General features: G+C 56.1%; 14 protein-coding genes and 1 pseudogene. 6 read left to right on the top strand and 9 right to left on the bottom strand.

The window, feature by feature from the left end; all coding sequences use genetic code 11:
- The first annotated feature begins 64 nt into the window (after positions 1–64).
- A complete protein-coding gene (locus BOW53_RS04990; RefSeq protein ID WP_078486411.1) occupies positions 65–2,080 on the top strand; it encodes an ATP-binding protein in 2,016 nt (671 codons plus the stop codon).
- Positions 2,081–2,087: 7 nt separating this feature from the next.
- Here BOW53_RS04990 and BOW53_RS04995 read toward each other — a convergent pair.
- The 7 genes and pseudogenes from BOW53_RS04995 to BOW53_RS13490 form a co-directional block, all read right to left on the bottom strand.
- Positions 2,088–2,653 (bottom strand): annotated as a pseudogene (locus BOW53_RS04995) (class GN sortase).
- Positions 2,650–4,053, bottom strand: a complete 1,404-nt coding sequence (locus tag BOW53_RS05000) for a marine proteobacterial sortase target protein (protein WP_078486412.1) — start codon at positions 4,051–4,053, stop codon at positions 2,650–2,652. Before BOW53_RS05000 ends, BOW53_RS04995 begins: the two are co-directional and overlap by 4 nt.
- Before the next feature lie 270 nt (positions 4,054–4,323).
- Entirely contained in the window at positions 4,324–4,980 is a 657-nt protein-coding gene (locus BOW53_RS05005) for a VIT domain-containing protein (RefSeq protein ID WP_078486413.1), read from the bottom strand.
- On the bottom strand, positions 4,961–5,128 hold the full coding sequence (locus BOW53_RS12745) for a hypothetical protein (RefSeq protein WP_172838776.1): 168 nt from the start codon (positions 5,126–5,128) through the stop codon (positions 4,961–4,963). Before BOW53_RS12745 ends, BOW53_RS05005 begins: the two co-directional genes overlap by 20 nt.
- Positions 5,125–5,400 carry an OmpA family protein gene (locus tag BOW53_RS05010; RefSeq protein ID WP_078486414.1) on the bottom strand — a complete coding sequence of 92 codons (276 nt, stop codon included), beginning with the start codon at positions 5,398–5,400 and terminating at the stop codon, positions 5,125–5,127. The genes BOW53_RS12745 and BOW53_RS05010 overlap by 4 nt, the downstream gene beginning before the upstream one ends.
- A gap of 6 nt (positions 5,401–5,406) precedes the next feature.
- Entirely contained in the window at positions 5,407–5,643 is a 237-nt protein-coding gene (locus tag BOW53_RS05015; protein WP_078486415.1) for a hypothetical protein, read from the bottom strand.
- Positions 5,644–5,694: 51 nt separating this feature from the next.
- Complete coding sequence (locus tag BOW53_RS13490) at positions 5,695–5,826, bottom strand: hypothetical protein (protein WP_281254024.1); 132 nt, start codon at positions 5,824–5,826, stop codon at positions 5,695–5,697.
- 385 nt (positions 5,827–6,211) lie between these two features.
- Between BOW53_RS13490 and BOW53_RS05020 the strand changes: the two genes are divergently transcribed.
- The 4 genes from BOW53_RS05020 (at position 6,212) to BOW53_RS05035 (ending at position 9,510) form a co-directional block, all read left to right on the top strand.
- Positions 6,212–6,421, top strand: coding sequence for a cold-shock protein (locus BOW53_RS05020; RefSeq protein ID WP_078486416.1), 210 nt, complete (start codon positions 6,212–6,214; stop codon positions 6,419–6,421).
- 143 nt (positions 6,422–6,564) lie between these two features.
- Entirely contained in the window at positions 6,565–7,254 is a 690-nt protein-coding gene (pdsR, locus tag BOW53_RS05025; protein ID WP_078486417.1) for a proteobacterial dedicated sortase system response regulator, read from the top strand.
- Between the two features lie 9 nt (positions 7,255–7,263).
- A complete protein-coding gene (gene pdsS / locus BOW53_RS05030; protein ID WP_078486418.1) occupies positions 7,264–9,354 on the top strand; it encodes a proteobacterial dedicated sortase system histidine kinase in 2,091 nt (696 codons plus the stop codon).
- 3 nt (positions 9,355–9,357) lie between these two features.
- Positions 9,358–9,510 carry a single-stranded DNA-binding protein gene (locus tag BOW53_RS05035; protein ID WP_135607008.1) on the top strand — a complete coding sequence of 51 codons (153 nt, stop codon included), beginning with the start codon at positions 9,358–9,360 and terminating at the stop codon, positions 9,508–9,510.
- Between the two features lie 22 nt (positions 9,511–9,532).
- On the opposite strand, the gene BOW53_RS05040 is transcribed toward BOW53_RS05035, so the two are convergent.
- Positions 9,533–10,309, bottom strand: coding sequence for an ABC transporter permease (locus BOW53_RS05040; RefSeq protein WP_078486419.1), 777 nt, complete (start codon positions 10,307–10,309; stop codon positions 9,533–9,535).
- The gene (locus BOW53_RS05045; protein ID WP_078486420.1) at positions 10,306–11,235 is read right to left on the bottom strand and encodes an ABC transporter ATP-binding protein; all 930 of its coding nucleotides are present in this window, start codon (positions 11,233–11,235) and stop codon (positions 10,306–10,308) included. Before BOW53_RS05045 ends, BOW53_RS05040 begins: the two co-directional genes overlap by 4 nt.
- Before the next feature lie 197 nt (positions 11,236–11,432).
- Here BOW53_RS05045 and BOW53_RS05050 point away from each other — a divergent pair, with 197 nt between their 5' ends.
- The gene (locus BOW53_RS05050) at positions 11,433–12,560 is read left to right on the top strand and encodes an NAD(P)/FAD-dependent oxidoreductase (RefSeq protein WP_078486421.1); all 1,128 of its coding nucleotides are present in this window, start codon (positions 11,433–11,435) and stop codon (positions 12,558–12,560) included.
- The last annotated feature ends 10 nt before the right edge of the window (positions 12,561–12,570 follow it).

Genomic DNA, 12,570 nt, shown 5'->3' on the forward strand with positions numbered 1-12,570 from the left:
ATTCATAGTCAAGCTGTTACCTTATCATTGACCCGATACTGGCAAAGGCATTTCTGTCCCCTTCATGACAATACGCTGGAAACTATTTCTGACCATCACCATGGCCCTGGCAATCAATCTTGCCGTAAGCCACTATGCCGCGCTCCAGTACAAGCATGCGAATATGGAAGCTGCATCGATCAGGGAGACCTTCACCCAGGTCGTCAATACCGCGCTCTCGGCCCAGGTGCATTTTAAAAAGCAGGTCCAGGAGTGGAAGAACATCCTGCTGCGCGGCCACGATTCCGAAGCCTATGAGAAATACCACCGGCAGTTTCTTCAGGAAGAGGCCATCACCCGCTCATTGATCAGACAGTTGATATCGATGCTGGGGGAGCAGGATACAGCCTCTCACATGACCGCCAACTCCTTTCTCCCAGCTCACCACCGTCTGGGGTTTGCATACCGCTCTGCCCTTGAGAAATTCGACCGCACAAGCCTTGTTTCACACCTCGAGGTGGACAAGCAGGTACAGGGTATCGACCGAGAACCCACCGACCTGATCGACGAGGTGGTGACAGCGACACTGGAGTACAAAAAGGCACGGCTGGAAAAAGTTAACGATGATCTCAAAACCATCGAACGCCGTATCCTCGTCATTCTCGTCGTACTGCTTGGCCTGACCATACTTGTCTTCCTGGTGCTCGCCAATCACCAGATCGCACGCCCCATACAGGCGGCTACCGAAATCGCCCGTAGAATCTCCAGTGGCGATTTCTCCGGGGACATTCCCAAAGGGGGTAATGACGAACCTGGACAACTGCTGCGCGCCCTGGACACCATGAGCTCAAATCTCCAGGCGTCACAGAACAAACTCAAGGAGGAGCAGGACTTGCTGGCCCAGCGCGTCAGGGAGCGCACCCAGGAACTCAATATCGCCAATGAAGAACTGGCGCGGGCAGCCCAGGCAAAGGATCTGTTCCTGGCCACCATGAGCCATGAACTGCGCACACCCCTGACCACTATTCTCGGCCTTACCGAGATGCTCAAGGATCAGCTCTACGGCCCGATCAATCCGAACCAGGAGAAATCCCTGGCCACGATCGATGAGAGCTCACGCCATCTCCTGGCTTTGATCAACGACATACTGGATCTAGCCAAGATCGAGTCCGGCAAGATGGAGCTGAATTGGGACTATATACCCGCCGTACAACTGGTGGAGGGAAGCCTGCGACTGATGCATCAGACCGCCCAGCGAAAACATCTGCAGATCGAGTACATGATCGATCCGGATATCAATCTTATCCATGGGGACAGCAGACGTCTTAAGCAGGTGCTCGTCAACCTTCTCGGCAATGCCGTGAAATTCACCCCTGAAGATGGGCGCATCGGTCTTGATGTCACGCTGTCCGAGGACAGGAAATCGATCGATATGACTGTTTGGGATAGCGGAATCGGCATCAGCGAAGAGGATCAGGCACACCTGTTCCAGCCTTTCATTCAGCTGGACAACGAAGCGACCCGCCGATACAGCGGTACCGGCCTCGGGCTGACCCTGGTCAACAGGATGGCCCAACTCCACAGTGGCAGCATCAAAGTTGAGAGCGAACTTAACAAGGGCAGCCGTTTTACGTTCAGCCTGCCCTGGAGTGCCAGCGACAACGAACCAAAACAGCTTTCGGTTTCCATGACCGCCGATACCCAGGAGATATCCGGCGACGACATCAAGGGTCTCCAACTGCTGTTCGCCGAGGACAACCCCAACAACCGCCTCATGATCAGCGAATTCCTGCGCAGCCAGGGCTTCAACGTAACCATCGCTCAGAACGGCCGTGACGTCCTGAAGCAGGCCCAGGCGATGCGCCCCGATATCATCCTGATGGATACCCAACTCCAGGACATGGATGGCAGAGAGGTCACCCGCCAGCTGAGGGAGATACCAGGTTTTACACAAACACCCATCATCGCCCTGACGGCACAGGCAATGCCAGGTGATCGCGAGAGCTGCCTGGAAGCCGGCATGGACGACTACCTGAGCAAACCCGTTGGGCTGAAAGAGATCCGAAGCCACATTGTTGCCTTTCTGAAAAAACGCAAATAAAGCACCGCTACATCACTACCGGTTGCGCCTCGATCACGTAGCGCTCATCTCCGCCGGGCACCAGGGCATCAAAGGGATAACAGGTGATAAGCGTCAACCGGTGGACATCCTGCACCAGTACATCGACGTTATCCTTGTGTTGCACACTGCGACGAAAAACAGCATAGGTCGCTATTGCGCCATCCGGCGTTCCAGCTCAATCAAATCACCACTCTTCAAGGTTTTGAGGAAGTGGAAATGGGTATCCCGGTGACCGCTGATTACACTGTTTCCCTCCTCCCCCGGCGGGGCCGACCCAAACAGATGCCCCGGCCCAAAGGCCAGGGTCCTGCCGCTTGCCCCGGCAAGCACTACCTGGTCAATATCCAATCGGGCCACTTTCAGACGCGCCACGGGCCAGGTATCCGCCCATGGCCAGGGGATCACCTGGGATCCCCCCTGCCTGGTCTCCTGCCACGCCTGCTGCAGCAGCATTTGGGCAACTACAGCCTTGGCCTCGATATAAATACCTTCTGATAACTGCCAACCGCCAAACAGCAGCAGGCCGGCAGCCAGGTAGCGGTGCCATTTCATCGGTACATCTCTCCATTCAGGTGCCGTACCTCGTCCGCCACATTTTTCCTGTTGCGTTTTCCGAATACGCTCACCATCCAACTGCCGATCATCGCAAGAACACCAAGCAACAGGTTCAGCAGCGCAGGGGTTGCTGTCTGTGGCATGCTGCCAAACACTTTCTCAGCACTCCAGCCCTTGGGTAGTTGAACAGGCACATTCTTGCCGATGAGCGCCTGGTCAAGAGGACGCGATGGCGTCTTGTCCACAGCCACGAGGCTCGTGTATTTACTTACAAGCTTGTGCCCAAGCGCCACCACCAGCACCTCGTGACGAACCTCGTCCTCTGTACGGCCGCGCGCCTTCTGATCCATCAAGTCGGCAATCTTTTTACGGGCCCACAGCAGGCGAATACCGCCTCTACTGCCACCTCCATGCAGCGTCACCCTTTGCTGCCAGGGTTTATCGCCGGAGCGACCGCGAATCACCACTGTTTTTCCATCCACCTCGCCCTTTACCGCCAACACCAGGGGCTCACCCATGTAGAGATCGGGAATGCGTCGTGGCCACATATCGACCTGCACATCTTCACCCCAATCAATCTCCACATCGGCCAACACCGGTGACTCCAGTTTGTTGAAAAGCGCCTTCATCTTGCTGCGCACTTCAGACACCTTGCCGATATAGGTAAAGCTACCCCGACCTAACCTGGCCGCACGGGTCATGAAAAAACTGTTTGGTGCAGAACCGATCCCGACGGTGAAGAGCCTGCTGGCACCGAGCTTTTGTTCGATCACCTCGAACAGCTGTGCTTCATTACCTACACTGCCATCGGTCATGAACACGACTTGTCTCAGCCTATCGAGTTCTTTCTCACCGGTGAGCGCCCTGCGCAGTGCAGGAAGCATCTCTGTGCCTCCGCTCGCTGTCAGCGAATCGACATAATCTTCTGCCCGTGCCAGGTTACGGGGGCTTGCACCAACTGCCCTGCCGAAAAGCGCCTGGGTTGAGCTGTTGAACTGGATAATATTGAACCGGTCATCCGGCGCCAGGCGGCTCAGCGCCATCTTCAAGGCAGCCTTTGCCTGCCCCATGGATGCCCCATGCATGGAGCCGGAAGTATCGACCACGAAAACCATTTCACGGGGCAGCGCCCCTCCCTGCCCCTCCTGGTGAGGCGGTATCACCATCATCAACGAGTAGTTATCACCCGCCCACTGTTCACTGAACAGGGCGGCATGGGGCTCATTGCCGGGTACCGGAGACCATGTAAGTTCAAAATCACGATCTGCGGTTACCTCGCTCTTAGTGAGCCTCACAGTATGGGTATTGTTCTCATCCCGGGTCGTTTCAATACCGTGGAAGGTACTCTCCAGTCGAGACAGGGGAAAACCGGCCGCCAGTTTTATGTTGATACGCACCTTGTTTACAGCGCCTTAAGCGAGTCTTCGACCTCGTGAAAGATTTTGGGACATCCAAGTCCCCAAAATCGACTCGGCCTTCGACAGCCTATTAGTGCCCCGGACGTCCTGGTCCGGGGACTAACCGCCTCGGCTTTCAGCCTTCCATGGCGGTCAGCGTCGGATGGATCGATCACCGGCGGCGTGACCTGGGATGCATCTGCCACATCGGTGGTATCCATGGCCCACCCGGTACCGCTGAAAGTGGTGACTTCTTCCCTGCCCAAAACGCTACCCGAGGATATAACGGGGCGCCACCACCAACGGAAACCGGATGCCGAAACGGCCCTGTTCATAACGCAGATCCTGCTGATATTCGATTTCCACCAGCACATCCTCCCCTGGACCGATGTTGGCCACCGAGGTGGTAAAGATGTTGGGGCGCTGCTGACTCAGGAGACTCGTTTTCTTGCCTGCCCGCTTTGCCTGTTCATAGGTTTTTCTCGCCTGGGCCTTCCCCTGAATCTCACCTTCGATGACCCGCTTACCGATTCTCAGCCTCATGCGATCAACAGCAGCCTTTTCAGGGAGTGGAAAGACATAGATCCCTTCCACCCAATCCTGGCCGGGATTTCTGAAACGCTGCTGAACAGATACCTGGGCAATCATGCCGTTGATATCCATATCGGTGTTCAGCATGGGGGCATCCACACTGATACCGCCACTGGCAAGTTTCAACAGGAGGCTGCCGCGTTTCACTTCGTCCACTGCCATGGAGGGGAGATGCTTCAGCCCAGCGGCACTATCGGTTTGCGCCTGGACTGCTGAACTCATGAGAAGTACCAGCAAGGCAAGCAACAGGGCACCTCCCAAACTGCTCAGCAGCGAATAGAGCGACATAGAGAGAATATCCTTCAACAAGGTGTGATCATGTGGGTTTCTTAACATGGCGGACAGCCTCCTTCCTGTTGTTCTTTGGGTAGTCCAACAACTTCATCTCCTCTCTCATCAGCAACCGGTAGCATACGCGATTGACATACTCTGGCGAGGCGTAGATAAACTCTTCACTCAGGGGCAGAATTAAACGGTTCTTCACGCTTTCTCCAGGCAGAAGTAAATCAACACACGGCGCTCAAAACCGAGTCCTTCCCGGTCATTCAATGCATACTCAACGGCCCGCTCACCATGGGAGGTCTTGCGGATGCGAGCGCCATCCACACCGAGTGCCTGAAGGTGACGGGCAACGGTTTCCGCACGCCGAGACGAGAGGGACAGGTTGAAATCATCCCCGCCTCTCTGGTCTGCAAAGGCATCGATGTGAATGGTGAATTCAGGAAACTCGGACAAACTCTCAGCCAGCTTACTCAGCTGGTGCTAATAGCGCGGCTCAAGGATCACGCTTTCGGTGCGAAAATAAACACTCAGGATAAAGCCCCTGGCGATAGCAGCCAGTTGACGCATGCGATGCTGTTCTGATTGTTCGAGTTGCCGATTGAGTTGCTGCTCCTTGACAGCATTCGCCTGAAGTTCTCCTTCCAACTCATCTATCTCTTTCCGGGCTGCATCCAGGCCGGCTTCCAGCCCACTCGACCGACCGACCGACCAAAGCACCCCCGGCCGCACCCAGAATCAACCCCGGAGGACCCCCGACAATGGCACCGATCACTGCCCCCCGCCGAGGCCTTTCCACTCCTGCTGTCTTACCTCCTGAAGGAAATCTGTCTCATCCGATGCATAAGCCGCATTGGTCGTCAGCAGGCTGGCCAGCATCAAATACGCCCATCTTTTTCCCATTTCGCACTCCTGTTTAATTGGCCCAGCGCGCCATCCCTGGCTTGTGTCCTGTCAACAGACCCGGTTCTCCTGACCTGCGCCGGATAAGGTTCTTGAAACTGATTACACAAAAGAGGAATGGCCTGGAGCTAACAACAAAGGGGCAATCTGATGGCAGATTCTAGCAACAATGTGGCAACGTGATAGTTACCGTGATTCACGCCTGAACTGAAGACCATTGGCATAATGCACAGAAAATGGTCTGAAGTGATTTTTTGACTATTGTCACAAACGAATTTGCACAAATGGATAACTTGGTACTACTATTTACCTCAACCTGACGGTGGGTTTAATGATTCACGGCCCGGTTAGGTATTTGGGTTTATTTCAAGAGAGCAAGAGCGTCATGTCAGATCAAGTCACAGGCACCGTAAAGTGGTTCAATGACAAGAAAGGGTACGGCTTCATTGAACGCGAAGGCGGCAAAGATGTATTTGTACACCATAGCGCCATCAACGGAAGTGGTTTCAAGACCCTGCAGGAAGGCCAGCAGGTGACCATGGAAGTCGTCGACGGACAAAAAGGCCCCCAGGCGGAAAACGTGACGCCTCTCTGATCTCGCCGGATCCATCCCTCTTTGGCAGAGCTTCCCTGAGCTCTGCACGCCTTGGCAATGCAGGCTGCATCTCGTAAAGCCTGCAGGGTATCCATATACCCTGCATATTTGCATCCACCCCGATCCCGGCTTAGCATCACGCCATGAGCAAGCAGATAGCCATTGTCGAGGATGAACCCGCCATACTCGCGAACTACACCGATGCCCTGACCCGCCAGGGATACCAGGTCAATGGATACTCCAATCGCGATGAAGGACTGGGTGCATTCAGAATCAGGCTGCCCGACCTGGTGGTCCTGGACATCGGCCTGGGTGATGACGTTGATGGCGGCTTTGAGCTCTGCCGTGAACTCAGGGCCATGTCAGTCACCCTGCCGATTATCTTCCTTACCGCAAGGGACAGCGATCTGGACACGGTATCTGGCTTACGCCTGGGTGCAGACGACTATCTCACTAAGGACATCAGCCTGGCCCATCTGACTGCGCGCATTGCAGCACTCTTCCACCGCCTGGAAGTCATGCAGCAACCCGTTGCCCAGGAGAAGATCATTGAACGGGGGCCACTGCGTATCGACATGGATCGCCTCCAGGTGACGTGGCGCGACAACCCGGTAGAGCTTACTGTGACCGAACTCTGGTTCGTCCATGCACTGGCCAACCATCCATGCCATGTGCGTAGCCGGGAGCAATTGATGGAAGCGGCCAATATCCTGGTGGACAGCACCAGCATAAGCACCCACGTCAAGCGCATCAGGCGCAAATTCGAACAGATCGACCCCGACTTCGATGCGATTGAGACCGTCTACGGCATGGGCTATCGCTGGAAGGTGTAAACTCCCTCCATGTCTCAACCGTTCCGACACAGTATTCGTTTCAAACTTCTGTTGGTATCCCTGATCCTGTTGGTGATTCCCTGGGCCGGATACCGTTATGTGCAGGAGACTGAAAGCTTCCTGCGCAACGCACAGGAGACCATGCTGCTTGGCACGGCCCAAACGGTGGGCGCCCTGTTGCACAACCATGAAGAGATGTTTGTCTCAGGCCCGACACAGCCTGGTCAAAGCGAGAGCTTTCTATACGTACATCCTCTCACCAGCCCAATCCAACTGGACGGCTATACAGAAGATTGGGAGCCACATCTGCGCAACTTGTGGCGCTACAAAGGAGACGGAGACCTTGCCTTCGAAGCCCTGCTGGGTGAGCGCCAGGGTTACCTCTACCTGCTTGTACAGGTTAAGGATGATCGCATCGTCTACCAGGCACCTGGAGAGCGCGCGCTCGAAAAGAGCGACTTCATCAGCCTGCGACTGACAGAGTCCTCCGGCGAAATCATCGATTACGGGTTGAGCACCATAGCCCCCGGATGGATCGTTGCAGAAAGGGTTATTACCCGGGCTGGACGAAGGATACTGACCGAGAGCGAGCCCAGAATCCAGGGTGAGTGGACTGAAACCGCCAATGGCTATGCTGTGGAACTGCGCATCCCACACTATCTCATTGGAGACCGCCTGGATTTGAGTGTGTGGGATGTGGACGCTACCGACAGCCGTCAACTGGTAAACACGGTTCGCACCAGGCAAGGCAATCCAGAGCGCTTGCCGGGACGGCTGGTCACGCCGAACCCGGATATGGCGCGCATCATCGGTGGCCTGGAACACGAGAACGCACGTATCTGGGTCCTCAATCGCAATCGACAGGTACTGGCCAAAAGGGGCGTACTGAGAACGGCTGAAGCGACTGCCCAGCAGGACCAGCTCTTTCCCCGGGTACTGAACGCCCTGCTCCGACTGATCGTGGATCAGCCCAGCGAACAGTTTTTGGATGAATTCTCAGGCAAGAGCCAACTGTCCGGCCCCGAACTCGACGCCGCTCTTACCGGAACGCCAGAAACCCGCAGACGCATCACACCCGATGGCGAGGCAACCATTCTCTCCGCGGCCTGGCCAATACGTTCCGCCGACGGCATCGTCGGCGTAGTACTGGTGGAACAAAGTACCAACCAGATCCTGGCATTGCAGAACGAGGCACTGAAACGGCTGTTCGGGACAACAGCCCTGCTGTTCGTGATCACCATCCTGCTGCTCCTGGGCTTCGCCACCCTGCTCACCCGGCGAATCAGCAGACTGCGCAACCGCGTGGAGAGTGCCGTCACGCCGGATGGCCGCATCAAGGGTGAACTGACTGCAGACCGGACAAAAGATGAAATCGGTGATCTCAACCGCAGTTTTGCCAGTGTGCTGAATCGTCTCTCGGAGTACAACCGCTACCTGGAGGCCATGGCTTCCCGCCTCGCCCACGAACTGCGCACGCCCCTGACTGTCGTAAAATCATCCCTCGAAAACCTTGAATCCGAGCACTCGGCCGAACAGCGCGACCGGTGCATCATGCGGGCCAAGGAGGGGAGTGAGCGGCTTGGCCTGATATTGCACCGCATGCGGGAAGCCACCCGTCTGGAACAACTGCTGCAGCAGACAGAGTTTGAGACATTCGACCTGAAGGCATTGGTTTCTGCCAGTGCCGAAGGCTACAGCACCGCATTCCCCGGTTGCCGCTTCGAAATCACTGTTCCCCAGGAGCCGGTAAAGGTCCATGGGGCTCCGGACCTGGTCGGCCAGGCCCTGGACAAACTGGTGGCCAATGCCGTGGATTTTCATGAACCCGGCTCAGCTATTTTGCTGCAGCTGGAAAACAAGGAAACAGATGCAATGGTAAGCGTGGTCAACCAGGGCCCGCTACTGCCTGGAGACATGTCCCAGGAGATCTTCGGCTCCATGATATCGGTCCGTAATGAGAAGGGAGATGAGCCTCATCTCGGGTTAGGCCTGTATCTTGTACGGTTGATTGCAGAGTTCCATGGAGGCAAGGTATGGGCAGGGAACCTCTCCGAAGGAGAGGGTGTCAAATTTACTATTCAAATACCCATGGAACAATAACCGATGGACCCCGCCCCATTTATCGCACTCTCCTTGCTCCTGATGCTCGGCATTGGTGTACTGGCCATCTTCCTCGCCGGCAAGGACAGCAAGTCCAGCAACATGGACGATCCCGAGAATCGAAAGGAGCGCATGAAGTTCTTCAAGCGCTTCTAGAGTTTGCCAACAGGTTCTTCGATCAGGTTTTTATGCCCACACCCTTACGCAGCAGGTGCAGTGCGAAACTGCTCAGGCCCAGGATAAAGAGCAGTATGATGGATATGGCCAGGCCCATGCCGATATCCGATACCCCCAGCAATCCATAGCGGAATGCGTTGACCATGTAGAGTATCGGGTTGGCCAGGGAAACAGACTGCCAGAACTCGGGCAGCATCTGGATAGAGTAGAACACCCCGCCCAGGTAGGTCAGCGGTGTCAACACAAAGGTGGGAACGATGGAGATATCGTCAAAGCTCTTGGCAAAGACAGCATTAATAAAACCGCCCAGTGCGAACAGTATGGAGGTGAGCACGAACACCAGCAGCGTCCAGGCGTAATTGTGGATGTTGAGGTCGGTAAAAAAGACGGACACGCCGGTCACGGCAATACCTACCACCACCCCACGGGCAACGCCGCCGCCAACATACCCTGCCAGGATCACCCAGTGGGGCACAGGTGCGATCAACAGCTCCTCCACATGTTTCTGGAACTTGCTGCTGTAGAAGGAGGAGACCACGTTGGAGTAGGAGTTTGTGATCACCGCCATCAGGATCAGGCCCGGCACGATGAAATCGATGTAGCGAAATCCATCCATCTCGCCGATACGCTCTCCGATCAGGGTACCGAAAATGACATAGTAGAGGATGGTGGTGATCGCCGGCGGCAGTACCGTCTGCACCCAGATGCGGATGAAGCGCAGAAACTCCTTGGTGATGATCGTGCTGAAGGCGATCCAGTAACGGGAGAGGTTGTTCATGCCTCACCGTCCTTGCGTGTGCTCTCCACCATGTCGATAAAAAGCTGCTCCAGGCGATTCTGCTTGTTGCGCATGCTGATCACCTCGATGCCGTTACGGGAAAGCGCTTGGAACAGGCCGTTGATGCCCTGGTCCTGGGTCACCTCCACCTCCAGTGTGCAATCGTCAAGCTGGTCGAGAACGTAGCCGCCAAGCTCGGGCAGTTCCGCAATGGTACCTTTCAGATTCAGCACGAAGGTTTCTGTATGCAGCCGCTGCAGCAGACCACCCATGCTGCTGTGCTCGACTATTTCCCCCTGGTTGATGATGGCGATATTTCGACAGAGACTCTCCGCCTCCTCGAGGTAGTGAGTGGTGAGAATGATCGTCGTTCCCCGGCTGTTGATGTCTGTCAGAAACTCCCACATGAAACGACGGATCTCGATATCCACCCCAGCGGTAGGCTCATCCAGGATCAAAAGCCTTGGCTCATGGACCAAGGCACGGGCAATCATCAGGCGCCGTTTCATACCGCCGGAGAGGTTACGGGCCATGACGGTACGCTTGTCCCAAAGGTCCAGTTGGCGCAGGCTCTGTTCAGCCCGCTGCCAGGCCTCCTTGCGGGGAATTCCGTAGTAACCCGCCTGGTTCACCACGATCTCGGCCACCGGTTCCCAGACATTGAAGTTGAACTCCTGGGGTACTAGGCCGATACAGGCCTTGACCGCCTCGGGCTCCCGGTCAAGGTCATGACCGAATACCTCGACTGAGCCCTCGGTCTTGTTGACCAGGGAGCTGATGATTCCGATGGCGGTGGACTTACCGGCGCCATTGGGCCCCAGCAGGGCAAAAAAGTCCCCCTGCTGAATTTCAAGATCTATGCCCTTCAGGGCTTCGAAATCATTGCCGTAAACCTTGCGCAGGCCACGTATGCACAACGCGCTCATAGGTACTTCTTCTGCAGTCCAATCCAATTGTTCATCATATCGGCTAAGGTGGGGCCATTGAAACCGGTTTAAAGAGACCCGGGCCTGTTAGCGGACCCAAGTAACCTCAAATATGTCGTGGATGCGTGCTGTAGCATCCAACGCCCTCCCCGCTATAATGGCGAATCATCAGAAAAACATATTTTTCAGGGGACCCCATGAAACGAGTGACCATTGTCGGAGCAGGCTTCGCTGCCCTCACCTCCGCCCAGAAGCTGCGCAAACTGGATCCGGACATGGAGATCACCCTGGTCGCCCCAAAGCCCGAATTCAGCTACCTGCCGGGTACCATCTGGATACCTTCGGGTATACGTGAACCCGAAGACCTGCTGATCAACCTGGAGCACTTTTTCAGAAAGCACCGGGTCCACTTTCACCAGGGGTCTGCCACCGGTCTGAAAGAGGGCGGCCGTATCCTGGAAACCGACAACGGCGAGATCAGCAACGACGGCCTGGTCATCTGCTCCGGCGGCCGCTTCATCAAGAAACTGCCAGGGATCGAGCACAGCATCACCCCCTGCGAAGGCATACCCGCGGCTATGAAGATTCGCGAAAGGCTCAAGGAGATGCAGGGCGGCACCATCGCCGTGGGTTTTGCCGGCAACCCCAAGGAGCCCTCCGCCATGCGCGGCGGCCCCATGTTCGAGTTCCTGTTCGGCATTGATCGGCAGCTGCGCCTCGAGAAGCGCCGTGACAAGTTCAACCTGATCTTTTTCACCCCGGCACCGAGCCCCGGCAACCGTCTTGGCCCCAAAGCCGTGAAGGGCCTGCTCAAGGAACTGGAGAAGCGCAACATCCGCACCCACCTCGGACACAAGATGAAAGGCTTCACCGACAACAAGGTGACTACCGAAGGGGGGGAATTCGAGGCAGACCTGATTCTCTTCATGCCCGGCATGACCGGCAACCAGTGGTTTGACAACACGGCCCTTCCCCGTTCAGAGGGGGGATTGATCAGGGCAGACCGCCAGTGCCGTGTCGAGGGTATGGACCATGTGTATGTTGCCGGCGACTCCGGCAGTTTCCCCGGTCCGGACTGGATGCCCAAGCAGGCTCACATGGCCGACCTGCAGGCAGAGACCGCCGCCAGCAACCTGGTTGCAGAGTTCAATGGCGAAGTGCCTGACAAGACCTTCAAGGTGGAACTGGTCTGTATCGTCGACAGCCAGACCACGGGCATGCTGGTGGCCCGTACAGAGAAGCACAACCTGGTGATGCCACAGATGGCGGCATTTCACTGGCTCAAGCGACTGTTCGAGTGGTGGTACCTGCGGCAATACCGTTAGTCATCCAACC

It is taken from the genome of Solemya velesiana gill symbiont (assembly GCF_002020805.1).
In the GTDB taxonomy this organism is placed as follows: domain Bacteria; phylum Pseudomonadota; class Gammaproteobacteria; order Chromatiales; family Chromatiaceae; genus Sedimenticola_A.

Excerpts from the sequence above, each read along its gene's own strand:
- BOW53_RS04990 (WP_078486411.1), top strand. The coding sequence starts at position 65 with ATGACAATACGCTGGAAACTATTTCTGACCATCACCATGGCCCTGGCA.
- BOW53_RS05005 (WP_078486413.1), bottom strand. The coding sequence starts at position 4,980 with ATGTTAAGAAACCCACATGATCACACCTTGTTGAAGGATATTCTCTCT.
- BOW53_RS13490 (WP_281254024.1), bottom strand. The coding sequence starts at position 5,826 with ATGGGAAAAAGATGGGCGTATTTGATGCTGGCCAGCCTGCTGACGACC.
- BOW53_RS05020 (WP_078486416.1), top strand. The coding sequence starts at position 6,212 with ATGTCAGATCAAGTCACAGGCACCGTAAAGTGGTTCAATGACAAGAAA.
- pdsR (WP_078486417.1), top strand. The coding sequence starts at position 6,565 with ATGAGCAAGCAGATAGCCATTGTCGAGGATGAACCCGCCATACTCGCG.
- pdsS (WP_078486418.1), top strand. The coding sequence starts at position 7,264 with ATGTCTCAACCGTTCCGACACAGTATTCGTTTCAAACTTCTGTTGGTA.
- BOW53_RS05035 (WP_135607008.1), top strand. The coding sequence starts at position 9,358 with ATGGACCCCGCCCCATTTATCGCACTCTCCTTGCTCCTGATGCTCGGC.
- BOW53_RS05040 (WP_078486419.1), bottom strand. The coding sequence starts at position 10,309 with ATGAACAACCTCTCCCGTTACTGGATCGCCTTCAGCACGATCATCACC.
- BOW53_RS05045 (WP_078486420.1), bottom strand. The coding sequence starts at position 11,235 with ATGAGCGCGTTGTGCATACGTGGCCTGCGCAAGGTTTACGGCAATGAT.
- BOW53_RS05050 (WP_078486421.1), top strand. The coding sequence starts at position 11,433 with ATGAAACGAGTGACCATTGTCGGAGCAGGCTTCGCTGCCCTCACCTCC.